Origin of the sequence: Dactylosporangium sp. NPDC050688 (genome assembly GCF_040654515.1) — a bacterium.
Classification (GTDB): domain Bacteria; phylum Actinomycetota; class Actinomycetes; order Mycobacteriales; family Micromonosporaceae; genus Dactylosporangium.
On sequence record NZ_JBFAIC010000050.1, the window covers coordinates 1 to 24,820 of the forward strand.

Consider the following 24,820-nt stretch of genomic DNA (forward strand, 5'->3'; position numbering starts at 1 on the left):
GCATCCTGTTCAACGAGCTCAAGCCTGGCCAGATCGTCGTCATCGACTGCGAAGGCGACCCCGCCCAGTTCGAGAAGGCCAAGCTGGTCTTCAACAGCGCCGACCACGCCGAGGTGGTGCCGGACTCCGTGCCCGTCGGCATGTCGGCCGAGGAGAGCGGCGACTGACGTCCGTTCCTCCCAGCGACGAGAGGCCTGTCCCATTCGGACCGGCCTCTCGGGGTGGGCGTCAGCGCGCCAGGGACTCCTGATCGGCCAGCACCACCAGATCGGCGGTCTCGGCCGTCAGCCGGATCGTGGACTCCTCGACCTGGACGCGGTAGGCGACCGGTGGACCCGGTGAGCCCCAGACCGCGCCGACGATCGTGGCGATCCGGTTCTCGTGCGGACTCGCCAGCATCCGCACCCTGGTGCCGGGCGCGTGACCGTCGTCCGCGACCATCAGCAGGACGTCGAGGATCTGACGCACCCCCTCGAACGGCGGATCGTCGACATAGGGCTCGCCGTCGGCGCTCTCGCGCGGCGCCCACATGCTGCGGTACAACGCGGAAAGGCGGGTCGCCTCCTGCCGCAGCGGCAACTGCGGGCTGTTCTCGCTCAGTGCAAGGGCCCGCTCGATGGCGGGCCACAGCGTCGCAGGCTCCCGCTCCAGCAGCGCCCGGGCCTCGCGATCCAGCTCGGCGCAGGCCATGTCGAGCGCCGTCTCCTCGCCCATCTCGGCGATCCACGCGAGGTCGCCCGTCTCGGGGATCAGGCCCGGCGACTCCACCGCGACAGTCACGTACAGCATCGTCAGCAGCTCCTGACGGTACGTGCCGTGATAGAGCGGACCGACCTTGGCCCCGGGCCGGCCACGGGTGGGCGGGAACCGCTCTACCAGGTGCTGGGCCCGGCCGCCGGGCAGTACCGCGGCGCGGCGGGTGTCGGCCAGCCGCTCGTCCATCGAACGCCGTTCCCGCAGGTCGATCAGGTGCTGCCGGTGTGAATCGTGACCCGTGGGGTAGATCGTCCGGCCGTACATCGCGATCATCTCGCCGGGTCGCAACCCCACCGCCTCCATCTGCCGGGCTGCGACCGAATAGGAGACACCGGTCCGGGCGGCCTGGGCGCGGATGGCCCGCTTGCGGGCCTGATCCTGCCGCGAGGTCCGTCGTGGATGCTGGTCAGCCATGAACGCCACTCTCCGGCGCGATCCCACGCCTCGCACCGAACAGACGGCGTGACGGCACGCCGAACACCGGGACCGCGGCGCTGAGTCGGAGACCCTTGGCCCGCATCGGGTGGCCAAGCGTGGGCGGCCATCCATGGGCACGGGCAGGCGCACTGCCCGCACACATGGTATCCCGGACAGCTCGCTCGTGGGCGCCGGGGCTAGCCGCTCACCACGTCGGGTGCGGCCACGACCGGCCGGTCCCGATGCCGATGCACGACCAGACGGAACAGGTCCGCCCAGCGGCCCGACGCCGATGCCTACCGGGTGAGCTTGACGACGTACTCGGTGTCGTTGTGGTGGCCCTCGAACTCTGCGAACTCGCCCGCGACGAACGTCCAGCCGCCGTCGGCGATGAGGGCCCGCAACTTCTCGATGGGGACGCGCACCGTGTCTTCCGGCACGTCCCACTCGTCGATCACCTCGCGGGCCCGCGCCTCGAGCTCCTCGATCGTCGCGATGTCGTCCGGATCCGGCTCTTCACCGTGGTACGGCAGCCACTCGCCCTCGTGCACGCGCCGTATCAGCTCCGCGTCCATCGCCTCGGCGCCCTCGATGCCGGGGTCCCAGTCGTGCTCGAAGTAGCTGAACATCAGCATCACGGTCTCGGCCACACCGGTGATCGTAGGGTGCGCCACCGGCCGGTCATCGACGACGAGCCGGGCGGGCGGGGCGGCTATCGTGATCGGGGTGGCCGTGCGAGTGATGGTGGTGGATGACCACCCGATGTGGCGCGACGGGGTGGCCCGGGACCTGACCGACGCCGGTTACCTGGTCACCGCCGTGATCGGCGAAGGCGCCCAGGCGCTGCGGGTGGCCCGGGCGGCCAGCCCCGACGTCGTGGTGCTCGACCTGCAGCTGACCGACCTGCCCGGGGTCGACGTGATCCGCGGCCTGCTCGAGGCGCTGCCCGCGGTGCGCATCCTGATGCTGTCGGCCAGCGGGGAGCAGCGCGACGTGCTGGACGCGTTGAAGGCCGGCGCCGCCGGGTACCTGGTGAAGTCGGCCGGCAAGCAGGAGTTCCTGGACGCGGTGCGGCGCACCGCCGAGGGCGACGCCGTGTTCACCGCCGGGCTGGCCGGGCTGGTGCTGGGGGAGTACCGGAAGCTGGCCAGGTCCCCGCGGGGCGGGCCGGTGCTGACCGCCCGCGAGATCGAGGTCCTGCGGCTGGTCGCGAAGGGCCTGTCGTACAAGCACGTGGCCGGCGAGCTGGGTGTCTCGCTGCGCACGGTGCAGAACCACGTGCAGAACACCCTCGGCAAGCTGCAGCTGCACAACCGCAGCGCCCTGGTGCGCTACGCACTCGAGCACGGGCTCGACTGAGTAGTTCTACTCATGCCCCGCGGCCGTGCGTGCGGAAGTCTTCGTGCATGGCCCTGCACCAATCGGACGGCCCGCCGGCCGCACCCAGCCGTCGCGCGCGCCGGACATCGGTCATGATCACGGTCATGCAGGAACAGGCGCAACGGTGGTGGATCGCCCTGGCGGCACTGGGCGGCTGTCTGCTGATCGCGGTCGTGCAGTCCTCACACGGGGGAGGATTCTCGCCGCGGCTCGGCGTGCAGGGGCCCGACGCGTACTACGGGCCCGACCCGTACACGCCGCTGATCCCCACCGCGGCGACCGTCCTCGCGCTGTGCCTGGTGCGATGGTGGCCGTGGCTGGTGGCGGTGGGCGGCCTGCTGTGCCTGCCGGTCGCGTGGCCGCAGCTCAACCCCGACCCACGCGGGTTGACCTTCTACTACGCGTTCGGTGCCGCGTTCCCGCTCCTCGTCATCGGGGTGCTGGGCGCCGCGCAGCGGCTGCTGGGCACCGGCGCGCCGGGCCTCGGCGCGGCCGCGGCGGGCCTGGCCGTCGGCTTCGGCCTGTTCGGCCGCGCCCTGCCCGGCACCATCTACCAGATGCTGGACCCGGCACTGCCCGCCTGGCGCGTCATCCTGGTCGTGGCCGGCCTCGCGGCCATCGCCCCGGCGACCTGGCGGTGGCGGCGCGGCGACCCCGCCGCCGTCGGCCCGCCGGGGGAGAAGCCCTGGAGCTGGAAGCGGCTGCGGCTCGTCCTCACCGGCGGCCTCGTCGCGCTCGTGACGCTGCCGTTCGCCATGCTGTCCACCGAACGGCTCGCGGACCTGCTGGAGGTCAGCTGGCGGACCCTGGCCACCTCCTCGAACGCCCGGGGCGGCATCATCGGCGGGCTCACCCTCGCCGCGGCGGCCGTCCTGGCCACTCTCGCCGGGGTGTGGTCGCTGACCGGCGCGCTGACCGCGGCGGCCGCGCAGATCGCGGTCTCCGCGCCGCTGGCGATCGCCCTGCTCGCCACCAGCGACGCCGGCCCCGCCCGCTGGTCCGGCGCGCTGCTGGGCGTGGCGATCGGCGCGGCCGCCGTCGCCGGCAGGTGGCGGATCCCGGCCGCGGCGACGCTCGCCGTCGGGGCGGCGGTGAGCCTGTTCATCGCGTTCTCCGCCACCAGTGGCCAGCCGCAGAAACTCGCCGCCCAGCACGGCGTCACCCCGGCGTTGCTCATGATCGTGCTGTGCACCGCCGCCGCGACCGCCGTCGTCGGCGCGACCGCCCCGGTCCTCGCCCCGCGCGGCGCGATCCCGGCCGTCCTCGGCCCGATCACCGGCGTCCTCGTCGCCGCCGGCGTCAAGACCGCCCCGGTCATCTACCTGCGCAGCGGGACCCCCGCGCGGGAGGTCGGCGCGGACCTGCACCTCGACACCGCCGGCGGGCTGCTGCTCGTGGCGGCCGCCGCGGTCGGCGGCCTCGGCGTCGCGCACCACCTCACCGAACGCTGGGCCGAACGCAAACAGGCCGAGCTCATCCGGCAGGAGGCCGCCGCCGCGGAACGCGACCGGCTGGCCCGCCCCATCCACGACGGCGTGCTGCAGGTCCTCGCCCTCGTCCAGCGCGAAGGCTCCGAGCTCGGCGGCACCGGCGCCCAGCTCGCGGCGCTCGCCGGCGAGCAGGAGGTCGCCCTGCGCAACCTGCTCAGCGGCACCCGTACCGGCGGCGCCGCGACCACCTCGGCAGACCTGCGGACCTTGCTCAACGGGCTCGCGTCGCCGCTCATCGAGGTCTCCATGCCGGCCGACCCGGTGCCCCTGGCCGCCGGCCCGGCCGCGGAGCTGTCCGCGGCGGTCCAGGCCGCCCTGGACAACGTCCGGCAGCACGCCGGGACCGGCGCCCGCGCCTGGATCCTGCTGGAGGACGAGGACGACGCGGTACGGGTCACCGTCCGCGACGACGGGGTGGGGTTCGAGGCCGGCCGGCTGGAGGAGGCGGCGCGGGCCGGGCGGCTCGGGGTGCGGCAGTCGATCCGCGGCCGGATCCAGGACCTCGGCGGGACGACGACCGTCAAGAGCCGCCCGGGCATCGGCACGGAGGTCGAGTTCTGGGTCCCCCGCCGCCGCTGAGCCGGGTGCTCAGCACAGCAGATGCAGCCAGTACGCCTTGTCGTTCAGGTAGCTGGGCATGTTGCCGAACCCGTACCCGGCCAGCACCCGTGGCAGGGTGAACCACTCGTCCTCGAACATGATCTTCGCGCCGCCGGTCTGGTTGTTGTACCAGGATGACGCGCCGGCGCGCTGGCCGGTGGGGAACCCGTACTCGGGGAGCCGGTAGACCCGGCATTCGTAGAAGGCGTAGCCGTAGCCGCCGCGGTTGGCGTCGGCGTGCACGCAGGCGTAGCCGGTTCCGCACCAGCTGCCGGTGGCGTCCAGGTCCCCGTCGGTGACGGTGAGGACCACGCCGTCGTCGGGCCAGGCGACCTGGTTCGCCGACAGCCGGGTCGCGGCCGGGTCACCGGCGAGGATGGCGTCGATCCTGCCCTCGGCGAAGGAGCGCTGCGGTGCCGCCGCGGCCGCTGAGGGGGCTAGCAGCACCGCCGCGGCCGTCGCGAGGGACACGGCGAGGCCGGACAGGCGACGGCGGCGCGGTGTCGCGTGGTCGTGTGCGTGGTTCATGGTGACTCCTTTCGGGATCGGCCCGACCGTGCGGGTCGGGCCGGTGGACGGGTTCGTGGGTGACCGCCGGGCGGGCGGATCCCGGCCGGCTCGAAATCGAGGCCGGCGCGGCGGGAACCTTCGTGTGCGGGGGTTCACGCGGCCGGGCCGAGCACGACTCCGGGGGTTCACGCGGCCAGGCCGAGCACGACCAGGCCGAGCCCGAGCGGCAGGTCCAGCGCCATGCAGGCCTCGGCCAGCGAACGGGACACGACCGCTCTGCGGTGATGGTGCACCGCGTCCCACGCCGCGTGGGCCGCCAGGACCAGCCCGGCCACGACCAGGCCGGCGTCCGGGTCCAGCGCCAGCGCGCCGAGCGCGAGGCCGGCGTACACGATGCCGCCGGCGAGTTGCGTGAGCACCTGGCGGCGCGGGGCGCCGACGACCACGGCCACGACGAGGAGCGCCGCCGCGGCGGCGCCCAGCAGCACCCACCGGCCCACGCCGGCGATCTCGCCGGCGACGATGACGACGCTGCCGCCGGGCACGGCCGCCCACGCCACCCACGGCCGGTCCAGCGCGGCCGCGGCGAGATAGCAGAGCACGGCTGCCCACACGCAGGTGACGGCAGTCTCCCGGTCGGCGACGGTGAGCAGCACGGCGACGGCCGCGGCGAGCCCGGCGGCGGCCGGCCAGCGGCGCGACAGCCACGAGGAGGTGGGATTCATGCCCCTCACTCTGGCCGCGCCGGACGCCGGGGCCGAGCCGCACCCGGCACCGCGTCAGAAATCCTGGCACTCCCGGCACGGAACCTGTATCACGGGCCCGGACCGGCGACCGGGGCCGTCGACGACACGGTCCGGTACTGCGACGGCGGCACCCCGTACTGCGCGACGAACGCCTGCCGCAGCGTCTCCAGCGACGTGAACCCGCACCACCGCGCGATCATGCCGATCGGGTGCCCGGTGGTCGCCAGCAGCCGCGCGGCCGTGTCCAGCCGGGTCCGGCGCACGAACTGCCCGGGCGGCATCCCCAGGTGCTCCACGAACAGCCGGTGCAGCTGCCGCGCGCTCACGCCGCACCGCGCGGCGAGCGTCGCCGTGTCCAGCGTCGTCGCCAGGTGCGTGGTCACGTGCGCGACCGCCCGGCGGACCAGTACGTGGTCCGGGTTCGGCGCGGTGAACACGCTCATCTGCGCCTGGTTGCCCGGCCGCTGCAGGTAGGTGACCAGCGCCTGCGCGACCACCCGGGCCAGGTCCGGCCCGCAGTCCTCGGTCACCAGCGCCAGCGTCAGGTCCAGCGCGCTGGTGACCCCGGCGGACGTGGCCACCCGCCCGTCCCGGATGAAGATCGGCCGCGGATCGACGCGGACGGCAGGGTACTGCCGCGCCAGCACGTCGGCGTAGTGCCAGTGCGTCGTGGCCCGCCGCCCGTCGAGCAACCCGGCCGCCGCGAGCACGGAGGCGCCGGTACACACCGACGCGACCCGGCGGGCCAGCGCGGCGAGCCGCCGTACGTGCGCGACGACGGTCGCATCGGCGGCGGCCGCCTCGTGTCCCCGGCCCCCGGAGACGACCAGCGTGTCGATCGGCCCGGTGGCGCGCTGCAGCGACCCGTTGCTGTGCAGCTCCAGGCCGGAGTCGCAGCGGATCGCGTGACCGTTGGGGGAGACGAGCTCCGTGCGGTACAGCGTCCGCCCGGCGATCCGCACCGCCAGGTCGAGGGTGGAGGTGACGCAGGCGATGTCGAGCAGTTCCGAGCCGTCGTACCCGACAACCACAACCCGTCGCGCAGCGTCGTCGCTCGATGTGGTCGACATATCAGACATCCTGTCAGACCAGGTCAGGGCACACCTGCGCCGGTGCGGGGGAGGATCGACGACCTTGCTCGAATGGCCTGCTCCGGCGGTGGCAGGTAAGGTGACCGGCAGGTCCGGCGGGGGAGGTCTGGTCGGCGTTCCGTGTCCGCTGTTCGACGTCAGGCTCAGTTCATGCATCCTCGCTCACGTGCCGTCCCCCAGCCGCTGGCGCAGGCTGCGTCGCCGGCGCCAGCGAAGCGGCGGGAGCGGTATATCGACGCCTGGCGGGCCGCCGCCGTCGTGCGGGTGGTCGTGTACCACGGCACCGGGCTGGGCTGGCTGACCGTGCTGTTCCCGGCGATGGGCCTCATGTTCGCCCTGGCCGGTTCGCTCACCGCCCGGTCACTGGACCGCTCGCCGAGTCGCGTCGTGCGCGGCCGGTTGCGCCGCCTGCTGCCGCCGCTGTGGGCGTACGGGCTGGTCATGCTTCCGCTGAATCTGGCCTACGGCTGGGGGCCGTTCCTCGACGAGCGCCGCGAGCGGATCGACCTGCTGTGGTGGGTGCTGCCGATCAAATGGCCACCGCCGGGTGCCGCCGCGTGGGGCTGGATGACCACGGCCGTGCTGTGGTACCTGGTGGCGTACCTGTGGCTGGTGGTGCTGTCACCGGTGACGCTGCGGGCGTTCCGGGCGTGGCCGGTGCCGACGCTGGCCGTCGCGCTGCTGCTGCCGGTGACGCTGCACCTGGAGCTGTTCACGATCTCCGGTTCGTTCGAGTCGGTCGCCCGGGACCTGTCCATCTATCTCGGGTGCTGGCTGATCGGGTACGCGCACCGCGACGGGCTGCTGCACCGGATCCCCGCGCCGGTGTTCACGGCGATCGTCGCCGGCTGCGCCGGGGCCGGCGCCGCGTGGCTGCTGTGGCACGGTGCCCCCCGCGGCGACTTCGACCTCAACCACCACCCGGTCGCCAACGGCTGGTGGTCGGTGGCGTTCGTCGCCGTCGTGCTGCGCTGCGACCAGCCGATGTCGTGGATCCGGCCGGGTGGACGGCTCGACCGGTGGATCGCGCTGGTCAATGCCCGCGCGGTCACCATCTACCTGTGGCACTTCCCCATGCTCGGGATCGCGCCGCTGGTGTACGCGGCGGCACGCGACGCCACGTGGACCGCGCGGACCGTCACCACGCTGATCGTCGTCGCCGGCGCCGCCGTGGCGACGCTCGCCTTCGGCTGGGTCGAGGACCTCGCCGCGCGCCGGCCACCCCGGCTGGTGCCGCCGGCGCCGGTGGTGCCGCCCGGGACCGGCACGGCACCGGCAACGGCAAAGGACCCGCACGGGCGCCGGGTGCTGGCCGGTTTCATGGTCTCGGCGCTCGCCCTGGCGGTCGTGACCGTGTGGTGGGCCGGCAACGTCACCACGCAGAGCGAGGAGCGCCAGCCGACGTACGAGGAGATCCACTACGTCACGGACCTGCCGTACACGGCGGTCCGCAACGGGCTCGGCCCGGTCGAGCGCGACCGCACCAACGGCGGCGCGGAACCCGACGACGGCGAGCCGATCGTCCTGGCCGGCGTCGCCTACGAACGCGGTCTCGGTGTCCACACGCCGAGCACGGTCCGCCTGTACCCGCCGGCCTGCGAGCGCTTCGCCGTCACGATCGGCGTCGACCCTGCCCACACCGACGGCGCCGCCGAGTTCTCCGTCCTGCTCGACGGCGACCCGGTGCTGGTCACGGACCCGGTGCCGGCCGGCGAGACCCGCGAGCTGATGCTGGAGCTCGGCGACACCAGGCACCTCGACCTGGTCGTCGAGGACCGGTCCGGGTCCGTGGCCGCCGTCTGGGCCGATGCCAGGTTCATCTGCACCGAGTAGGCCCGGCGGACGGCGTACCGGCGAAAAAACCTGAAAATGTCGGGCCGGTGCTGTCGGATCGGGGTAGTGGCGTTCGTTGCAGGGGTGAGCGGCCGCTCAGCGGGGACGGCCGGCGGCACGGGAGACGATGTGCGGATGCAGTACCTGTTCTCGGTCATCTTTGACGGGCCCGGTCTCGCCACGGAGGAGGAGATGGCGGCGATCGACGTGTTCAACGAGCGGCTGCGGGCCGACGGGCACTGGGTGTTCGCGGGCGGGCTGACCGCGCCGGACACGGCGACCGTGGTGGACCACACCGGTGACGGCGAGGCGCTGTTCAGCGACGGGCCGTTCGTGGAGTCCAAGGAGTTCCTCGCCGGCTTCTGGATCGTCGAGGCACCCGACCTGGACGTGGCGCTGAAGCTGGCCGCGGCCGGCTCGAAGGCGTGCAACCGCAAGGTCGAGGTCCGGCCGTTCATCAGTGGGTGAGCGGGCGACCGTGACCGACGTACCTGAGGTGATCGCCCGGGTCCACCGCGAGGAGTGGGCGCGGGTGGTCGCCTCGCTGGCCCGGCGGTTCGGTGACCTCGACGTCGCCGAGGAGGCCGCGGCCGAGGCGTTCGCGACCGCCGTGCAGCGGTGGCCGGGCGACGGCGTGCCGCCGAACCCGGGCGCGTGGCTGACGACGACCGCGAACCGGCACGCCATCGACCGGCTCCGGCGGGAGCTGAAGCGCGACGACAAGCAGAAGCAGGCGCAGATGCTGCACGACGATGGACCGCCCGAGCCGATCGGCGCCATCGACGACGAACGGCTCCGGCTGATCTTCACCTGCTGCCATCCGGCCCTGGCGATGCAGACCCGGGTGGCGTTGACGCTGCGGATGCTCGGCGGGCTGACCGTGGCCGAGATCGCCCGGGCGTTCCTGGTGCAGGAGACCGCGATGGGGCAGCGCATCACCCGGGCCAAGGCGAAGATCAAGGCGGCGCGGATCCCGTACCGGGTGCCGTCCGCCGACGACCTGCCGGCCCGGGTGGGCGGGGTGCTCGCCGTGCTGTTCCTCGTGTTCAACGAGGGCTACCTGGCGACCGGCCCCGGCGCCGACCCGGTCCGCAGCGACCTGACCGCCGAGGCGGTCCGGCTCACCCGGCTGCTGCGCGTCCTGCTGCCGCACGACGGTGAGGTCGCCGGGCTGCTGGCGCTGATGCTGCTCACCGAGGCCCGCCGCGCCGCCCGCGTCTCCGCCGGCGGGGAGCTGGTCACCCTCGACGAGCAGGACCGCGGCGCGTGGGATCCGGCGCTGATCGCCGAGGGCCACCGGCTGGTCCGGGAGCGGCTCGCCAGCGGGGTCGCGCCCGGCAGGTACCAGATCCTGGCCGCGATCAACGCCGTGCACACCTCGGCCCGGGACATCCGCGACACCGACTGGTCGCAGATCGTCGCCCTGTACGACCAGCTGACCCGGCTGGACCCGTCGCCGATCGTCGCGCTCAACCGGGCCGTCGCCGCCGCCGAGCTCGACGGGCCGGAGGTGGCGCTGGCCGCCGTCGACCGGCTCGGCGACCGGCTGGCTGGCTACCACGCCTTCCACGCGACCCGCGCCGACCTGCTGCGCCGCCTCGGCCGCAGCCGGGAGTCGCGGCTGGCGTACGACGCGGCGATCGCCCTGGCCGGCAACACCGCCGAGATCGCGTACCTGACCCGCCGCCGCGACCAGCTGGCCGAGCGGTGACCGGGACCACCGGTCCGGCAGCGTGCGCTCGCGGTTACCAACCTATCGCTTGCTTGGTAGGCTCGGAGGCCTTGGTGCTCCCTTCGCGCCGGGAGCCGCCTCACTAGGCAAGGAGACCTCACGATGAAGGTGCTCGTGGTCGGTGGAACCGGCATGATCGGCGTCCACGCCGCCCTCTACCTGCGGGACCGGGGAGACGACGTCACCGTCGCCGCCCGCGGGGCGGTCGATGCGGACTCGCCCGTAGCCGGCCTGCCCGTCCTGCGCGGGGACTACACCCGCCAGACCTTCACCCGGGAGGACCTCGCCGCCTTCGACGCGGTCGTCTTCGCCGCGGGACAAGACGTGCGCCACCTGCCCCGCGACGTCGACGAGACGCAGTTCTGGAGGGAGACCCAGAGCGTGGGGGTGCCGGCCTTCGCCGCTCTCGCCAAGAGCGCGGGCGTCTCCCGCTTCGTCCAGGTCGGCAGCTACTACCATCACCTGCGACCCGCCCTGGCCGACTCCAATGCCTACGTCGCGGCCCGCCGCGCCGCCGACGAGGGAGCCCGGGCGCTGGCCGACGACTCCTTCACAGTCTGCACGCTCAACCCGCCCTCGATCATCGGTGCCATCCCCGGCATCACGGCCAAGCGCTACCGCCGCATGGTGTCCTGGGCAGCCGGCAACGAGCCGCAGATCCCCGACCACGCACCGGCCGGCGGCACCAACTACATGTCGGCCCGGTCCCTGGCCGAGGCGATCGGCGGCGCGCTCGACCGCGGCGCGGCGGGCGCGGCATACCTCATCGGTGACGCCAACCTCACGTTCGCGCAGTTCTTCCAGCTGCTCGTCGACGCGGCCGGGGGCAACCGCACCATCGCCGAACTCGACGAGCCGCACCCCTTCATGCCCGACTCGATGATCGTCCAGGGCCGCGGGAACGTCCTTGCCTACGAACCGGATCCGGCCGAGACCGCACTGCTCGGCTACACCCGCGGCGACTGCGAGCGGGCCGCTGCCGAACTCGTCCAGGTCGTGCGCGCGGCGACCGCTCCAGCGGCATGAGCAGTCTCGACGCGGCCGACCTCACCGCGCTGCGCGCGCTCTCCGAGACGTATGCCGCGGCCGCCGACGACCGTGACGCGGCCACGGTCGGCGCGCTCTTCGTCCCGGACGGCGTCCTCGTCGTCCCCGAGCCGCCGGCCCACCTCGCGCCCCACGTGTCCCACGTCGGCCGCCCCGCTGTCGTGGCCGCGCTCGGGGCACTCGCCGGCACCCTGGCGACGACCCACATCGTGGCCGGGGCGCGCTACCTGCCGACGTCGACCGGGGCCCGTGGCCGGGTCCGCGGCACGGCGCACCACCTGCTGCCCGGCCGCGAAGGGCCCTCAGACCTCGTCTGGTTCCTGCACTACGACGACGAGTACGCGCGCACCGGCGAAGGATGGGCCTTCACGCGTCGTGCGGTGACCATCAACTGGATCGAACGCCACCGTGTCTCGGTGACCCGGACCGACGAGGAAGGAGCCGGCAGATGAGCGCCACCCGCAGGCTCGAGGACCGGATCGCGGTCGTCACCGGCGGTGCCCTCGGCATCGGCGGCGGCATCTCCCGCCGTCTCGCCGCCGCGGGTGCCCACGTCGTCCTCGTCGACATCGACGCCGACGCCGCCGCCGGCACCGCCGCCGACGTCCGCGGCGCCGGCGGCAAGGTCGAGATCGTCGTCGCCGACGTGCGCACCGCTGACGGCGTCGCCGCCGCGGTCGCCGCCGCTTCGGCCCTCGACTCGGGCCGGGTCGACGTGCTCGTCAACAACGTCGGCGACTTCCGCCCAGCCGCCAGGACCTTCCTGCACTCGACCCCGCAGCAGTGGCAGGCGCTCTACGAGATCAACCTGTGGCACGTGCTCGCGATGACCCATGCGCTGCTGCCCGGCATGGTCGAGCGGGGCCGTGGCGCCATCGTCAACAACTCGACCGTCGAGGCCTTCCGGGGTATCCCGGCGTGCGCCCCGTACTCCGCCTACAACGCCGGGGTCAGCGCCTTCACCAGGAGCCTCGCTGTGGAGGTCGCCGGGCACGGGGTGCGGGTCAACGCGATCGCGCCCGACCTCGCCGACACGCCGCAGACGCCGGCCGCGGCGATGCTGCGCGGACGTGACCCGGAGCTCATCCGCACGTGGATCCCCGCCGGACGCTTCGGTGAGCCCGACGACTACGCCGCCGTCGTCGAGTTCCTCGCCAGTGACGACGCCCGCTTCGTCACCGGGCACACGATCCCCGTCGACGGAGGGACCCTGGCCGCCTCGGGCTGGTACGCGCGGGCGGACCGCAAGGGCTGGTCGAACATGCCCAACGAGGCCTGATCGTTGGTGCGCCCGGACCCACGCAGGAGTCCGGGCGCACGGGGGGCGTGCTCAGTCGCGGCGGTCGAGGCCGAAGAGCTCGGCTGCCGCCGCGAGCTGGTCGAGGTACTCAGGCAGCTCGCGGTGCCGCACGACGAGGTTGACCACGGTCGCCCCCGCCTCGCCGATGCGGCCGATGAGGTCCAGCGCGGCCTCCGGGCGGCCGATCGGGTCGAGACGGGCCGGCGGCGTGATGACGACGTCGAACCCCTCCGGCAGGTCGTGCTCGGCGAGCATCCGCGGCAAGGTCTCCAGGTCCGGACCGCGATACGTCACCGGGGCCGGTGCCCACCCGTCGGCGAGGGTGACCGCGCGACGCAGCGCTCGCCTGCTGTGGCCACCGACCCAGATGGGGACCTTCTCCTGGACCGCGTGCGGGCTGATGACCTGCTCGGTGTAGTCGTAGTACGTCCCGTGGTAGGTCGCGAGCCGCACCGACAGCGACGCCCGCAGGGCCCGCAGGGCGTCGTCCGCCCGTGGTCCGCGGTCGGCGAAGGGGCGAGCGAGCAGCGCGAACTCCTCCTCGAGGTTGCCGACGCCCACGCCGAGGATGACCCGCCCGCCGCTGAGGTGGTCGAGGGTGCCGTACCGCTTGGCCAGCTCGAGCGGATGGTGCAGCCCGAGCACGAGCACGTACGGCAGGAAGCGGATCCGCTCGGTGATCGCCGCGAGGTAGGAGAACGTCGCGACCGGGTCGTAGAAGCGCTCCCCTCGGGCCAGCCCCGGTGGCACGCTGACGTGCTCCGGGCAGGTGAAGAACTCGAACCCGAGCCGGTCGGCGGTCGTGAAGACCTCCCGCAGCTCGGCGACCCCGGCCTCGGCCTCCCATGCGGGACGGGGCCCGGAGTCGGCCAGGACCGGGGAGCTGAGGCCGATACGCACGACGCTCAGGCCTCCGGGTCGACGGCGCGGGCGAGGATGTCGCGGCCCTCGTCGGTGCCGTCGAGCTGGCGGTTCCAGCGGTGGGTCACCTTCCAGCCCTCGCCGGTGCGGATGAACTCCCACCGGTTGGAGCCGGTGCGCCAGATCCGGTAGCCGTTCTGGTCGGGAGCGTTGAGCACGAGCTGCGAGTAGTTCGTCACGACGGCCCGGTCGCCGTCGACGACGATGTGCGGCAGGCCCATGAGGTGGGCGGCGCCGGCGTGGATCAGGGCCTGGTGCCGCTCACCGTTCACCATGCCGCGCAGCGCGTCGCGGCCGTTGAGCACGACCGGGTAGGTGTCGTACACGCCCTCCTCGGTCCACATCTGGGCGGTGATCTCGGCCGAGCCGCTGTCCACGGCCGGGCCGTAGCCGGCCACGATCCGCCACAGGGCGAGCTGGTCCTCGGCGGCGGCGAGGCGCCGCTCGGTCTGCTCGAGGCGAGCCTCAAGCAGAGCGAGCCGGTCGGGCTGCGAGTCGTTCATGGGCGGGTTCCTTTCGGATCGGGCTGCACGCGGGTCGATCCGGCTCGGGCCGGTCAGGTCCCGGACGCGGTCGTCTCGAAGCGTTCCGGGGCGAGGTCGCGCAGCGCGGCCATCTGCTCCAAGTGGTGCGCCGCCGAGGTGGCCATCAGGCTCGCGTTGACCGCGGTCGCCCCGACGGCATCGGCCGTGCGCAGGCGCTCGCGGGAGCCGTCCGGGTCCCCGAGCGGGTCCAGCGGCGGGATCTGCAGCACGAGGTCGAAGCCGTCCGGGCGCTCCACGGAGGTCCACAGGCGGGTCAGCTCCTGCGGCGGGAGGCCGAACGGCGCCCACCCGGTGCCGTGCGCCACGGCGCGGCGCAGCGAGCGGCGGGTGCGCCCACCGAACCACAGCGGCACCGCGGTACGCGGCGCGTGCGGTTCGACGACGAAGTCGGTGAAGGTGAACCGGGGCCCCTCGTGGTGCGGCACGGCCCTGCCCCACGCGGCGCGCAGGGCCGTGATCGCCTCGTCCGCGACCGCGCCGCGCTCGGCGAACTCGGCGCCGAGCAGGTCGAACTCCTCCTCGAGGCTGCCGACCCCGACGCCGAGGATGACGCGACCGCCGCTGAGCAGGTCGAGGGTGCCGTAGGTCTTGGCGAGGGCCAGCGGGTGGTGGTAGCCGATGACGACGATGTTCGTCGCGAGCCGGACGCGGCGCGTCGCCGAGGCGAGGAACGACAGGGTGGCCACGGGGTCGAAGTACGTCCCGCCCCGCTCGACGGCGATCCGGGTGGGCACGGCGACGTGCTCGCTGCACGTCAGGTGGTGGTAGCCGAGGTCGTCGGCGGCGCGGGCGACGGCCAGCAGCGCACCGCCGACGTCGGGGCCGGTCAGGACGTCTCGTTCCCAGGCGGCCGCGGTGCGCGGATGCTGGACGACGACCGGGGTGAGCAGCCCGATGCGTGCGGTCATGACACGGTCTCCGATCCGGCGTCGCCGCGCGCCGCGCTGGTGGTCTCGTCGGTGGGGCCGCCGGCTGCGGGTGGGTCGCCGGCTGCGGGTGGGTCGCCGGCTGCGGCACTCGTCGGGATGCGCCGGAGGTGTTCGAGCAGCGCACCGAAGTCCTCGTCGTCGTCCGGGTCGAGCGGCAGCCCCAGCCCGAGCCCGTCGGCGAGCCCGCCGTAGGCCCGATCGAGCACGTCCGGCAGCTCGGCATAGGTGCCGTGCGGGATGAGCGTGGCCAGGGTCTCGTCGTCGAGGGTGTCGGCGAGTCCCGTCCAGCGCCCGGAGGCGGCCATCTCGGCGAGCCGTTCGCCGACCTCGCCCAGGCCGAGCCGGTCCAGGGTCGTGCGGTACGCCGGGGTCGAGAAGAGGAACGCCAGCTCCTGGCGGGCGGCGGCGCGGCTTGCGGCGACCGCGGCCTGCGTCGGACCGGTGATCGACTTGGACACGACGACAACCCGTGGGATCCCGGCGCGGCCGGCCCGCTCGGCGCCGGCGCGGAGCCCGGGGAGCACGACCGCGCGGAGGTGGCTCGGGTGCGAGTTCGTCGCGTGGGTGACGAAGCCGTCGGCGACCTCGCCGGCCACTTCACAGATACGCCGGTTGACCCCGCCGGTGTACAGCGCCGGGGCCGCGGTGGGCAGCGGGCCGGGGTTGAAGTAGGGCTGGAGCCGGGTGAAGCGGTAGTGGCTGCCCTCGTGGTCCAGGGGCGCGCCCGTGGCGAACGCGGCGAAGATCGCCCGGATCGAGGCGAGGTAGTCGCGCAGGTGTACGGCCGGCCGGTCCCACGGCACCGAGAAGCGGCCGACGATGTTGCCGCGCACCTGGGTGGCCAGGCCGAGCTGGAAGCGACCCTCGGAGAACCGGGCGAGGTCCCACGCGGCGTACGCGGTCACCATCGGGCTGCGGGGGAAGGCCAGCGTCATGCTGGTGCGCACGGTGATCCGGCTGGTGTGCTCGGCCGCGAGCAGGGCGACCGACAACGAGTCGTGCGTGGTCTCGGGAACGTGCACGGTGTCGAAGCCGAGCCGTTCGATGCGCGCCACGACCGCGGGCACGTCGCGCAGCGCCGTCGCCGGCGGCAGCGTCGTGGCCAGCTCCATCCGGGCGGCGGGTTCCTGAGGCGTCATGGGAGGCGCCCGGCCAGGGCGGCGTCGACGACCTCGTCGCCGCTGACGATCCGGGCGAGCTTCTCCAGGCGGGGCGCGCGGCGCAAGTGCGCCCCGCCCTCGACCGGCAGGCACACGCCGGTGATCCACGAGGACTCGGGACCGCACAGGAAGCGGACCGCGGCGGCGACGTCCTCGGCGCGCCCGACCCGCGCGAGCGGCTTCTCGGCGACGGTCGCGGCGGCCAGCTCGGGGTCGGCCAGCAGCAGGCCCGGGTTCTTCCCGTCGGTGGCCACGATGCCGGGGCGCACCACGTTGACCCGCACCGCGAGGTGGCCGAGCTCGTCGGCGGCGACCCGCACGAGGGCCTCGAGCGCGGCCTTGCTCACCGAGTAGGACGGCATGAACGGGAAGGAGTGCCCGCCCGCGCTCGACGAGGTACACACGATCGAGCCCCCACCGCGCGCGGCCAGAGCCTGTCCGCCGTGTCTGATCGCGTGCAGCGCCGTCGTGACGTTGCGCCGGAAGTCGTGCTCGAGGGTCTCGGCGTCCAGGGCGAGCACAGGACGGAAGGTCCCGCCGCCGACCGTCGTGACGACGGCCGCCAGCGGGGTCTCGTCGGCGACGCGCACCGCGGCGGCCACATCCTGATCGAGAGCGGAGTCGCCGACGCTGACCCGCACGGGCAGCGCCCCCGGTGCGGCCGCGGCGATCGTCGCGGCGGCCGACCGAAGCGTCGCCTCGGTGCGCCCCATGATCGTCACGGCGGCGCCGTCGGTGGCGAGCGCGGCGGCGATGGCCCGGCCGAAGCCGCCGCCCCCGCCGATGACGAGCGCACCGCGGCCGGTGAGCGGACCGGGCGAGGCGGTGGCCGGGGCAGCAGTCGCGCTCACGCCGTTACCGCCGCTCACGCCTGCTCCCTCGACGGCCGCCGGAACTTGTCCTGCGTCGACGGGTCGTCCATGAGCACGAAGGTGCCTCGGGCCGTGACGCACGTCAGGTCCCCGACGCGCAGCTCGCCGGAGCTGCGCACCTTGCGCCCGTCGCGCCCGTCGTGCCGGGCCAGGATCGTGACCGTCGAGCCGACGGGGATGGCCGCGTGGAAGGAGACGTCGAGCCCGACCGTCACCGAGGCATACCCGGCGCGGGCATTGGCGATGCCGAGGGCGTGGTCCATCAGCATGGCCGAGGTGCCGCCGTGCACGTGCCCCGGGGGTCCCTGGAAGGCCAGCCCCAGCGTGACCCCGCCGCGCACCGAGCCGTCCGGCTCGACCCAGAGGCTCACCGGCGGCGACAGCGGGTTCTCGGTGCCGCCGGTGGGGTCGAAACGCCCCGGGCCGGGCTGGCGCCACATCGTCGCGATCCGCTCGGCAAGGTCCGGTGCGCGGGCGTCGATCCGGGCGGTGAGGGCGTCGAGGTCGGCCACGATCCGGTCGGCGTCGCCGTCGATGGCCGAGCCCGCGCGGGTGATCGCGTCGACGAGCCGGCGGGTGGCTGCGGCGACCGCATCGATGCCGCAATCGCGGGGCTGTGCCGTGGCGAGAGTGACTTCCACCGGGCGGGCTCCTTCGGGCAATCGAGTCAACCAAGCGCTTGCTTGACTACACCCTAGCGACCCGGTGGTGTGCTGACAACGGTTGCGTCGCGGCATCGTCGCCCCCACCGGTCGCGGTGGTGCCGCGGTGGTGCCGCGCCCATTGACGCGCTCCGCGACTGCCCCTATTGTTCCCCAAACGAGCGCTTGGTTGGCTCGTGATGTAGCCTGGCGCCGGCAGTCCTCGGGGCACCGACGAGCTCCCACCGATGAGCTCCAGGCATGCACACCACGCGGCCGACGCCATCCGTCACTGGCCGCACCATCGCGCCCCTCACGGCCGCCGCCGAGCGACCGGCCGCAACCCCGCCATCCGGGACCCGCCGCGGCCGCGGCGCGCTCCGGGCTCGGACCGCAGGTCCGGAAAGGAACACCGTGTCTCGTCTTGCATACCGCCGGCGGCTCGCCGTGGCCGTCACTGCGCTCGCCACTCTCGCCGTCGGAGCCTGCTCCGGCGACGCGACGGGCGACCCCAGTGCCGCGACGGGTGAGATCGACCCCAACGCCGTCCTGCGGGTCACGGCCTCGTCGCCGTTCCAGAATCTCGACCCGGCCCAACTGGCCCCCGGCGGTTACCCCTATCTCACGCTGATCTACGACCGGCTCACCATGGTCGACGCCAAGGACAACATCGTCCCCGGCCTGGCGACCTCGTGGAAATTCGCCGCGGACGGCTCCTACCTCGAGCTCGCCCTGCGCACCGACGTCACCTTCCACGACGGGACGCCCTTCGACGCCAACGCCGTCAAGGTGAACATCGAGCGCGGTCAGACGCTGCAGGCGAGCACCGTCAAGCAGGACCTCGCCGACATCACCGGCGTCACCGTCGTCGACGCGCACACCGCGCGCCTGAACCTCAAGCCGGGCGCCGGCGCGGTGCTCCCGTCGGCCCTGGCCACCGCCGCCGGCATGATGGTCTCGCCCAAGGCGATCGCCGACGGCGTCAACCTCAAGCTCGCCCCCGGCAACGCCGGGTCGGGCCCGTACGTCGCCACCGAGTTCGTGCCAAACGAGAAGTACGTGGTCAAGCGCGCCACGGGCACCTACTGGGACCCGAACGCCGGGCGCCTCGCCGGCATGGAGATCACCCGCGTCCCGCAGGGCGCCACCAGGATCAACGGCGTCATCAACGGTCAGACCGACCTCAGCTTCGTCTCCTCGGCCAACGAGGTCATCGAGGCCCGCCAGCTCGGCCAGGCCGGCCAGCTCAAGGTGACCACCCGCCCGTTCCGCAACGTCCTGGGCATCCTGCTGCGCGCCAACAAGGGCGACCTCAAGGACAAGCGGGTCCGTGAGGCGATCGCGCGCTCGGTCGACCCGGCCGCCATCAAGGCGCTCTTCGCCGACACGTGCACGCCCACCCGCAGCATCTACCCGGGCAGCCCGTGGGAGGACCCGGCGGCGAAGTACCCGTACGAGTTCGACCTGGCCAAGGCCAAGGCGCTCATTGCCGAGGTGGGCGGGGCCAAGGTGTCGATCAGCTTCTCCGCCGGCACCAACACCGAGCAGCCCGCCACCGCCATCCAGGCCGCCATGTCCCAGGCCGGCATCAACGCCACGCTCAACCCGACGCCGAACTCCGAGACTGAGGCCCGCTTCATCGCCGGCGACTTCGAGCTCGAGGTGTCCAACACCTTCAACCCGCGCCTCGACCCGGCGGGGACGGTGAACAACTACCTCACCGGCAACTACAAGCTCGCCACCAACCCTGAGGTCATCGCCCCGATCGCGGCCAAGGCCGCCGACCCCCGCTCCAGCGTCGAGGAGCGCGCCAAGCAGTACCACCAGCTGTGGGACCAGCTGTTCACCGAGGCGTGGTTCATCCCGATCTGCAACCTCACCAACGCCACCATCGCCTCCCCGAAGGTAGTCGGGGCCGAGCAGCTGCCGTGGACCAATCTCGGCCTGTTCGACCTGCGCACCGTCGCGAAGACGAAGGGCTGAGCGCCCGGACTCCACCCGTCGGCCGGCCGGTCGCCCGCCGCGACCGGCCGGCCCGAAGAAAGGTAGCCAGAGCCAGTGACCCGCCCCGCCGCAGCCGCCCCTCTCCTGGCCGCACTGTCCCGCGTGCTCGAGCAGCAGCCTGACCTCGCCCTCACCCTCGCCGGCACCCCGTTCACCGTGGCCGAGCTCGATGCCGCGTCGCGCCGCCTCGCCGGGTTCCTCGCCGACCGTGTCGCCCCCGGCGACCGCGTCGTCGTCCTCGCCCGCAACGGCCGGCTGGCCCTGCTCGCCTGGTGGGCGACGACGCTCCGCGGCGGATTCGTCGTCCCGCTCAACACGAGCAACCGTGGCCCCATCCTGGCCCACCAGGTGCACGACGCCGACCCGATCGCGATGATCCTCGAGGACGAGTTCGTGCCCGTCATGGACGACGCCCTCGCCGGTACCGGGCTGCGGGTACCGGTCCTCGTCGGCGCCCCCGAGGCCGGGCGGCCGTCCTCAGGCCCGGCGCCCGTCTGGGCCACCGAGGTCATCGACTTCGACGCCGCCGTCGCCGAGGGCCCGGCGTTGACCACGACCCCGGACCTCGACGCGTACGCCACCAGCCACCTCATCTACACGGCCGGCACGACCGGACCGTCCAAGGCGTGCATGGTCAGCCACGGCTTCGCGGCGAACATGGCCCGCCAGATGCACGAGAACCTCGAGCGCCAGGCAGGCGACGTCCTGTGGTCGGCGATGCCGCTGTTCCACATGGCCGCGGTCGGGCACGTCCTGGGCTCGCTCCAGCTCGGCTCGGCCATGGACATCGCGCAGCGCTTCTCCGTCAGCGGCTTCTGGGACGAGATCCTGCGCTCCCGCGCGACGATGGCCGCGCTCATGGGCTCGATGCTGCCGATGATCGCCGGCGCCCCCGAGTCCGAGGCTGCCCGCAAAGCCTTCGGCCAGCTGCGCGTCGTGTCCGGCTCGCCGGTCACCGCCGACCTCGCTGTCCGCTGGACCGAGCGGTTCGGCGTCGAGCGGGTCGGCTCGGGCGCCTACGGCATGACCGAGGCCAGCCTGATCACGCTCACCCCGCCGGGGGCGTACCGCGCCGGGACCGCCGGCAAGGTCAACGAGTCCTTCGAGGTGCGCATCGTCGACAAGGACGACAACCCGCTGCCGGTCGGCGAGGTCGGCGAGATCGTCGCCCGCCCCAACCGCCCGGCGATCATGTTCAACGGCTACTGGCGCCAGCCGGAGAAGACCCTCGAGGTCTTCCGGGGCCTGTGGTTCCACTGCGGTGACTACGGCCGCCTTGACGAGGACGGCTACCTCTACTTCGTCGACCGCGGCAAGGACTACCTGCGCCGCGGCGGCGAGAACATCTCCAGCTTCGAGATCGAGGGCATCGTGGCGGCCCACCCGGCCGTCGGCGAGGTCGCCGTCCACGCCGTCCCGTCTCCCCTGGCCGAGGACGACCTCAAGGTGACGGTCGTGCCCGCGCCCGGCGCGCAGATCGACCCCGCGGAGTTCTTCGCGTGGCTGCACCCGCGGGTCCCGCGGTATGCCGTCCCCTCCCACATCGAGGTCCGCGCCGAGTTGCCCAAGAACGCCGTGGGGCGGGTCCTCAAACGGGTCCTGCGCGAGGAGGGCGTGACCCCGCAGACGTGGAGCACGGACCCCCGCGCCGTCACCGGCGCCTCGGGCGCGGCCGGCACCGGGAGGCAGGCGTGAGCGGCCAGCGGAGCGGCTCGGGCCGCGAGCCAGGGGTGCAGGGTTGGCTCGCGGCGGCGCCGGAGCGTAGCGGAGGTGGCGTCGTGAGCGGCCAGCGGAGCGGCTCGGGCCGCGAGCCAGGGGTGCAGGGTTGGCTCGCGGCGGCGCCGGAGCGCAGCGGAGGTGACGTCGTGAGCGCCACCCCGGGCCTGCGGCCCGAGGGGCCGCTGGCCGGCCTGCGCGTCGTCGAGCTCGGTGGGCAGGGGCCGGTGCCGTTCGCGACGATGATGCTCGCCGACCTCGGCGCCCAGGTCGTGCGGGTCGATCCGCCGGGCGAGCCCGACCTGCGGGAGCGCGCGCAGGTCAACGCGATCGACCGGGGCCGCACAACCGTCACGCTCGACCTGAAGTCCGAGGCCGACCGGGCGCTGGTGGACCGGCTGCTCGCCGGCGCGGACGTGCTGCTCGACCCGTTCCGCCCCGGGGTGCTCGAACGTCTCGGCCTGGACCCGGCCGAGCTCACCGAGCGGCACCCGCGCCTCGTCGTGGCGCGGATGAGCGGCTGGGGCCAGGACGGTCCCCTCGCCGCGGCCGCCGGGCACGACCTCAACTACATCGCCGTCTCCGGGGTGCTCGACACGATCGGCCGGCCCGACTCCGGCCCCGTCGTGCCGCCGATGTACCTGGCCGACTTCGCCGGCGGCGGCATGGTGCTTGCCTTCGGCGTCCTGGCCGCCCTGCACGAGCGCGCCTCCTCCGGGCGCGGGCAGGTCGTGGACTCCTCGATGCTGGAGGGCAGCGGGCTGCTCACCGTCGTCATCCACTCGATGCTCGCGCGGGGCGCCTGGAACCTTGCCCGTGGGACGAACTACCTCGACGGCGGGGCGCACTTCTACCGGGTGTACCGCACCGCCGACGACAAGTTCATGTCCGTCGCGGCCATCGAGGCGAAGTTCTACCGCACGTTCCTGCTCACCCTCGGAATCGAGCCGCAGGACGGGCCGGGGCAGTTCGACGAGTCGGGGTGGGGCGGCTGGGCCGAGCGGATCGCGACGGTCTTCGCCGGGCGCACCCGGCAGGAGTGGACCAGCATCTTCGAGGGCGTCGACGCATGCGTACACCCGGTGCTGGACGTCGCGGAGTCGGCCGGGCACCCGCAGGTGCGCGCCCGGCGGGCCGTCGTCGAGGTCGAGGGGGTCGCCCAGCCGGCCCCGGTGCCCCGCTTCTCACGGACGCCGGCCGGGATCCCGCGGGCCCCGCGGCGCCGTGGTGAGGACACCGACCGGGTGCGCTCGGCACTCGCCGCGGACAGCCCTTGGGAAGCCTTGTCCGGGCCTTGACCTGCCTTCGCACCCCACCCTACGATCTCAACCAAGCGCTTGCTTGCTTCCGCTGATCCGTGTTCGACGACGAACGAAACGGAAACGTCAATGACACCCCAGACCCCGGCAGCCCGGACCTCGGGACCCGCCGTCTTCGCTGACATCGTGCGCGGGCGCACGGGTGATGATCACCCGGGCCTGCTGTTCGAGGGCCGCACCATCACCTGGGGCCAAGTCGTGCAGGAAGCCGCCGACCGCGCCGCCGCCCTGGCCGACGTGCCCCGGCCCGACGGCAGGCCGCTGCACCTGGGGCTGCTCCTGGAGAACACGCCCGACTACGTGTACTGGATCTGCGCGGCCGCGCTGTCCGGCGCCACCGTCGTGGGGATCAATCCGACCCGCCGCGGCGCCGAGCTGGCCCACGACGTGCGGCACACCGACTGCGACCTGTTCATCACCGAGGACCGCCTCGCCGGCCTCGTCGACGGGCTCGACCTGGGCATCCCCGCTGAGCGGGTGCACAACATCGACTCCCCGCAGTACGCGGCCTGGCTGGCCCGGTACGCCGGCGCCCCGATACCCACCGGCAGGGTCGACCCCGGCGCCCACCTGCTGCTCATGTTCTCCTCCGGCTCGACCGGGGCACCCAAGGCGGTCATCTGCTCGCACGGGCGCCTTGCCGCGGTCTCCGAGGCGCTGCTGACCCGCACCGAGCTGACCCGCGACTCGGTCAGCTACCTGGCGATGCCCCTGTTCCACGGCAACGCCGTCATGCTCAACCTCGGGCCCGCCATGGTCTGCGGCGCGACGGTCTGCATGGTCCGCAGGTTCTCCGCGTCCGGCTTCGTGCGTGACGTGCACGAGCACGGCGTCACCTACTTCAACTACGTCGGCCGGGCCCTCGCCTACGTCCTGGCCCGGCCGGTCGACCCACGCGACGCGACGAGCACGCTGCGCCGCGCCGTCGGCACCGAGGCCTCGGCCGCCGACATCGCCCGCTTCACCCAGCGCTTCGGTGCCGTCGTCTCCGAGGGGTACGGCTCCAGCGAAGGCGTCATGCGGATCAACCGCACCCCCGAGACGCCTGACGAGGCGCTCGGCGTCGCGGTCGCCGGCGCCGAGGTCAAGGTCATGAACGAGGTCACCGGGCTGGAGTGCCCGCCGGCCAAACTCGACGAGACCGGACGGCTGGTCAACGCCGACGAGGCCATCGGGCAGCTCGTCGGCGTCGGCATGGCTGCCCGGTTCGAGGGCTACTACAAGAATCCCGAAGCCGCCGCCGAGCGGGTCCGCGGCGAGGACTTCTGGTCCGGCGACCTGGCCTACCGCGACGCCGACGGGTACTTCTACTTCGCCGGCCGCTCCTCGGACTGGATCCGCGTCGACAGCGAGAACTTCGCCGCCGCGTCCGTCGAGCGGATCATCGAGCGCTGGGATCGTGTGTCGGTCGCCCCCGTCTTCGCCGTGCCCGACCCGCGCACCGGCGACCAGGTCATGTGCGCGCTCGAGCTGCGTGCCGGCGCCGGCTTCGACCCCGAGGCGTTCACCGCCTTCCTCGACGAACAGGCCGACCTCGGCACCAAATGGCGGCCCCGCTTCGTGCGCATCGTCGCCGAGATCCCCACCACGGGCAACAGCAAGGTCGCCAAGCAGGTCCTGCGCCGCGCCGCCTGGGCCACGACCGACCCCGTCTACATCCGCGACGGCGCGTCCACCGCGTACCGGCCGCTCACGGCAGCGGACGTCAGCGACCTCGAGCGGCAGTTCGCCGACAACGGGCGCACCGCGCTCCTGCCGCCCACCTGACCCGGCCGGCCCGCCGAACACCGACTGGCGCCCCATGCCCCGAG

At 73.4% G+C, this 24,820-nt stretch carries 23 protein-coding genes; 12 read left to right on the forward strand and 11 right to left on the reverse strand.

Going from position 1 to position 24,820, the window contains the following annotated elements:
* Positions 1 to 228: 228 nt before the first annotated feature.
* Entirely contained in the window at positions 229 to 1,170 is a 942-nt protein-coding gene (locus AB0H83_RS35325) for a hypothetical protein (protein ID WP_360102774.1), read from the reverse strand.
* Positions 1,171 to 1,469: 299 nt separating this feature from the next.
* Complete coding sequence (locus tag AB0H83_RS35330) at positions 1,470 to 1,823, reverse strand: hypothetical protein (RefSeq protein WP_360102776.1); 354 nt, start codon at positions 1,821 to 1,823, stop codon at positions 1,470 to 1,472.
* 91 nt (positions 1,824 to 1,914) lie between these two features.
* Between AB0H83_RS35330 and AB0H83_RS35335 the strand changes: the two genes are divergently transcribed.
* Together AB0H83_RS35335 and AB0H83_RS35340 are read left to right on the forward strand one after the other, a co-directional pair.
* Positions 1,915 to 2,532, forward strand: coding sequence for a response regulator transcription factor (locus tag AB0H83_RS35335; RefSeq protein WP_360102942.1), 618 nt, complete (start codon positions 1,915 to 1,917; stop codon positions 2,530 to 2,532).
* Between the two features lie 125 nt (positions 2,533 to 2,657).
* A complete protein-coding gene (locus AB0H83_RS35340) occupies positions 2,658 to 4,622 on the forward strand; it encodes an ATP-binding protein (protein ID WP_360102778.1) in 1,965 nt (654 codons plus the stop codon).
* A gap of 9 nt (positions 4,623 to 4,631) precedes the next feature.
* On the opposite strand, the gene AB0H83_RS35345 is transcribed toward AB0H83_RS35340, so the two are convergent.
* The 3 genes from AB0H83_RS35345 to AB0H83_RS35355 form a co-directional block, all read right to left on the reverse strand.
* Positions 4,632 to 5,171 carry a hypothetical protein gene (locus AB0H83_RS35345; RefSeq protein ID WP_360102780.1) on the reverse strand — a complete coding sequence of 180 codons (540 nt, stop codon included), beginning with the start codon at positions 5,169 to 5,171 and terminating at the stop codon, positions 4,632 to 4,634.
* Positions 5,172 to 5,338: 167 nt separating this feature from the next.
* Entirely contained in the window at positions 5,339 to 5,878 is a 540-nt protein-coding gene (locus AB0H83_RS35350; RefSeq protein ID WP_360102782.1) for a hypothetical protein, read from the reverse strand.
* 89 nt (positions 5,879 to 5,967) lie between these two features.
* Positions 5,968 to 6,969, reverse strand: a complete 1,002-nt coding sequence (locus AB0H83_RS35355) for a GlxA family transcriptional regulator (RefSeq protein WP_360102784.1) — start codon at positions 6,967 to 6,969, stop codon at positions 5,968 to 5,970.
* Positions 6,970 to 7,140: 171 nt separating this feature from the next.
* Here AB0H83_RS35355 and AB0H83_RS35360 point away from each other — a divergent pair, with 171 nt between their 5' ends.
* The 6 genes from AB0H83_RS35360 to AB0H83_RS35385 all read left to right on the forward strand — a co-directional run bounded on the left by AB0H83_RS35360 (position 7,141) and on the right by AB0H83_RS35385 (position 12,881).
* Positions 7,141 to 8,823, forward strand: coding sequence for an NPCBM/NEW2 domain-containing protein (locus tag AB0H83_RS35360; protein ID WP_360102786.1), 1,683 nt, complete (start codon positions 7,141 to 7,143; stop codon positions 8,821 to 8,823).
* Between the two features lie 135 nt (positions 8,824 to 8,958).
* Positions 8,959 to 9,291: a YciI family protein gene (locus AB0H83_RS35365; RefSeq protein ID WP_360102788.1), complete on the forward strand. Its 333-nt coding sequence runs from the start codon at positions 8,959 to 8,961 to the stop codon at positions 9,289 to 9,291.
* Between the two features lie 10 nt (positions 9,292 to 9,301).
* A complete protein-coding gene (locus AB0H83_RS35370) occupies positions 9,302 to 10,534 on the forward strand; it encodes a DUF6596 domain-containing protein (RefSeq protein WP_360102790.1) in 1,233 nt (410 codons plus the stop codon).
* Positions 10,535 to 10,657: 123 nt separating this feature from the next.
* Positions 10,658 to 11,581, forward strand: coding sequence for an NAD(P)-dependent oxidoreductase (locus tag AB0H83_RS35375; protein ID WP_360102792.1), 924 nt, complete (start codon positions 10,658 to 10,660; stop codon positions 11,579 to 11,581).
* Positions 11,578 to 12,054, forward strand: coding sequence for a nuclear transport factor 2 family protein (locus tag AB0H83_RS35380; RefSeq protein WP_360102794.1), 477 nt, complete (start codon positions 11,578 to 11,580; stop codon positions 12,052 to 12,054). Before AB0H83_RS35375 ends, AB0H83_RS35380 begins: the two co-directional genes overlap by 4 nt.
* Complete coding sequence (locus tag AB0H83_RS35385) at positions 12,051 to 12,881, forward strand: SDR family oxidoreductase (protein WP_360102796.1); 831 nt, start codon at positions 12,051 to 12,053, stop codon at positions 12,879 to 12,881. The genes AB0H83_RS35380 and AB0H83_RS35385 overlap by 4 nt, the downstream gene beginning before the upstream one ends.
* A gap of 51 nt (positions 12,882 to 12,932) precedes the next feature.
* Here AB0H83_RS35385 and AB0H83_RS35390 read toward each other — a convergent pair whose 3' ends face one another.
* The 6 genes from AB0H83_RS35390 to AB0H83_RS35415 are packed head-to-tail and all read right to left on the reverse strand — an operon-like array spanning position 12,933 to position 17,970.
* Entirely contained in the window at positions 12,933 to 13,802 is an 870-nt protein-coding gene (locus tag AB0H83_RS35390; RefSeq protein ID WP_360102798.1) for a TIGR03619 family F420-dependent LLM class oxidoreductase, read from the reverse strand.
* A 5-nt stretch (positions 13,803 to 13,807) separates the two neighbouring features.
* A complete protein-coding gene (locus tag AB0H83_RS35395; protein ID WP_360102800.1) occupies positions 13,808 to 14,326 on the reverse strand; it encodes a nuclear transport factor 2 family protein in 519 nt (172 codons plus the stop codon).
* 53 nt (positions 14,327 to 14,379) lie between these two features.
* Positions 14,380 to 15,276, reverse strand: coding sequence for an LLM class F420-dependent oxidoreductase (locus AB0H83_RS35400; RefSeq protein WP_360102802.1), 897 nt, complete (start codon positions 15,274 to 15,276; stop codon positions 14,380 to 14,382).
* Positions 15,273 to 16,436 carry a TIGR03617 family F420-dependent LLM class oxidoreductase gene (locus AB0H83_RS35405; protein ID WP_360102804.1) on the reverse strand — a complete coding sequence of 388 codons (1,164 nt, stop codon included), beginning with the start codon at positions 16,434 to 16,436 and terminating at the stop codon, positions 15,273 to 15,275. Before AB0H83_RS35405 ends, AB0H83_RS35400 begins: the two co-directional genes overlap by 4 nt.
* The gene (locus tag AB0H83_RS35410) at positions 16,433 to 17,326 is read right to left on the reverse strand and encodes an SDR family oxidoreductase (RefSeq protein ID WP_360102806.1); all 894 of its coding nucleotides are present in this window, start codon (positions 17,324 to 17,326) and stop codon (positions 16,433 to 16,435) included. Before AB0H83_RS35410 ends, AB0H83_RS35405 begins: the two co-directional genes overlap by 4 nt.
* Positions 17,323 to 17,970: a PaaI family thioesterase gene (locus AB0H83_RS35415; protein WP_360102808.1), complete on the reverse strand. Its 648-nt coding sequence runs from the start codon at positions 17,968 to 17,970 to the stop codon at positions 17,323 to 17,325. Before AB0H83_RS35415 ends, AB0H83_RS35410 begins: the two co-directional genes overlap by 4 nt.
* Positions 17,971 to 18,384: 414 nt before the next feature.
* Here AB0H83_RS35415 and AB0H83_RS35420 point away from each other — a divergent pair, with 414 nt between their 5' ends.
* From AB0H83_RS35420 to AB0H83_RS35435, 4 genes are all read left to right on the forward strand, one after another.
* Positions 18,385 to 19,953: an ABC transporter substrate-binding protein gene (locus tag AB0H83_RS35420; protein ID WP_360102810.1), complete on the forward strand. Its 1,569-nt coding sequence runs from the start codon at positions 18,385 to 18,387 to the stop codon at positions 19,951 to 19,953.
* A 123-nt stretch (positions 19,954 to 20,076) separates the two neighbouring features.
* The gene (locus AB0H83_RS35425) at positions 20,077 to 21,669 is read left to right on the forward strand and encodes an AMP-binding protein (protein WP_360102812.1); all 1,593 of its coding nucleotides are present in this window, start codon (positions 20,077 to 20,079) and stop codon (positions 21,667 to 21,669) included.
* Positions 21,670 to 21,839: 170 nt separating this feature from the next.
* A complete protein-coding gene (locus AB0H83_RS35430) occupies positions 21,840 to 22,988 on the forward strand; it encodes a CaiB/BaiF CoA-transferase family protein (protein ID WP_360102814.1) in 1,149 nt (382 codons plus the stop codon).
* A 147-nt stretch (positions 22,989 to 23,135) separates the two neighbouring features.
* Positions 23,136 to 24,776 carry an AMP-binding protein gene (locus AB0H83_RS35435; protein WP_360102816.1) on the forward strand — a complete coding sequence of 547 codons (1,641 nt, stop codon included), beginning with the start codon at positions 23,136 to 23,138 and terminating at the stop codon, positions 24,774 to 24,776.
* Positions 24,777 to 24,820 lie beyond the last annotated feature (44 nt).

Bases quoted from the DNA above. Each gene is read 5' to 3' on its own strand.
- AB0H83_RS35345 (WP_360102780.1), bottom strand. From the start codon at position 5,171: ATGAACCACGCACACGACCACGCGACACCGCGCCGCCGTCGCCTGTCC.
- AB0H83_RS35335 (WP_360102942.1), top strand. From the start codon at position 1,915: ATGGTGGTGGATGACCACCCGATGTGGCGCGACGGGGTGGCCCGGGAC.
- AB0H83_RS35325 (WP_360102774.1), bottom strand. From the start codon at position 1,170: ATGGCTGACCAGCATCCACGACGGACCTCGCGGCAGGATCAGGCCCGC.
- AB0H83_RS35385 (WP_360102796.1), top strand. From the start codon at position 12,051: ATGAGCGCCACCCGCAGGCTCGAGGACCGGATCGCGGTCGTCACCGGC.
- AB0H83_RS35360 (WP_360102786.1), top strand. From the start codon at position 7,141: ATGCATCCTCGCTCACGTGCCGTCCCCCAGCCGCTGGCGCAGGCTGCG.
- AB0H83_RS35405 (WP_360102804.1), bottom strand. From the start codon at position 16,436: ATGACGCCTCAGGAACCCGCCGCCCGGATGGAGCTGGCCACGACGCTG.
- AB0H83_RS35380 (WP_360102794.1), top strand. From the start codon at position 11,578: ATGAGCAGTCTCGACGCGGCCGACCTCACCGCGCTGCGCGCGCTCTCC.
- AB0H83_RS35395 (WP_360102800.1), bottom strand. From the start codon at position 14,326: ATGAACGACTCGCAGCCCGACCGGCTCGCTCTGCTTGAGGCTCGCCTC.
- AB0H83_RS35350 (WP_360102782.1), bottom strand. From the start codon at position 5,878: ATGAATCCCACCTCCTCGTGGCTGTCGCGCCGCTGGCCGGCCGCCGCC.
- AB0H83_RS35355 (WP_360102784.1), bottom strand. From the start codon at position 6,969: ATGTCGACCACATCGAGCGACGACGCTGCGCGACGGGTTGTGGTTGTC.
- AB0H83_RS35400 (WP_360102802.1), bottom strand. From the start codon at position 15,276: ATGACCGCACGCATCGGGCTGCTCACCCCGGTCGTCGTCCAGCATCCG.
- AB0H83_RS35365 (WP_360102788.1), top strand. From the start codon at position 8,959: ATGCAGTACCTGTTCTCGGTCATCTTTGACGGGCCCGGTCTCGCCACG.
- AB0H83_RS35375 (WP_360102792.1), top strand. From the start codon at position 10,658: ATGAAGGTGCTCGTGGTCGGTGGAACCGGCATGATCGGCGTCCACGCC.
- AB0H83_RS35340 (WP_360102778.1), top strand. From the start codon at position 2,658: ATGCAGGAACAGGCGCAACGGTGGTGGATCGCCCTGGCGGCACTGGGC.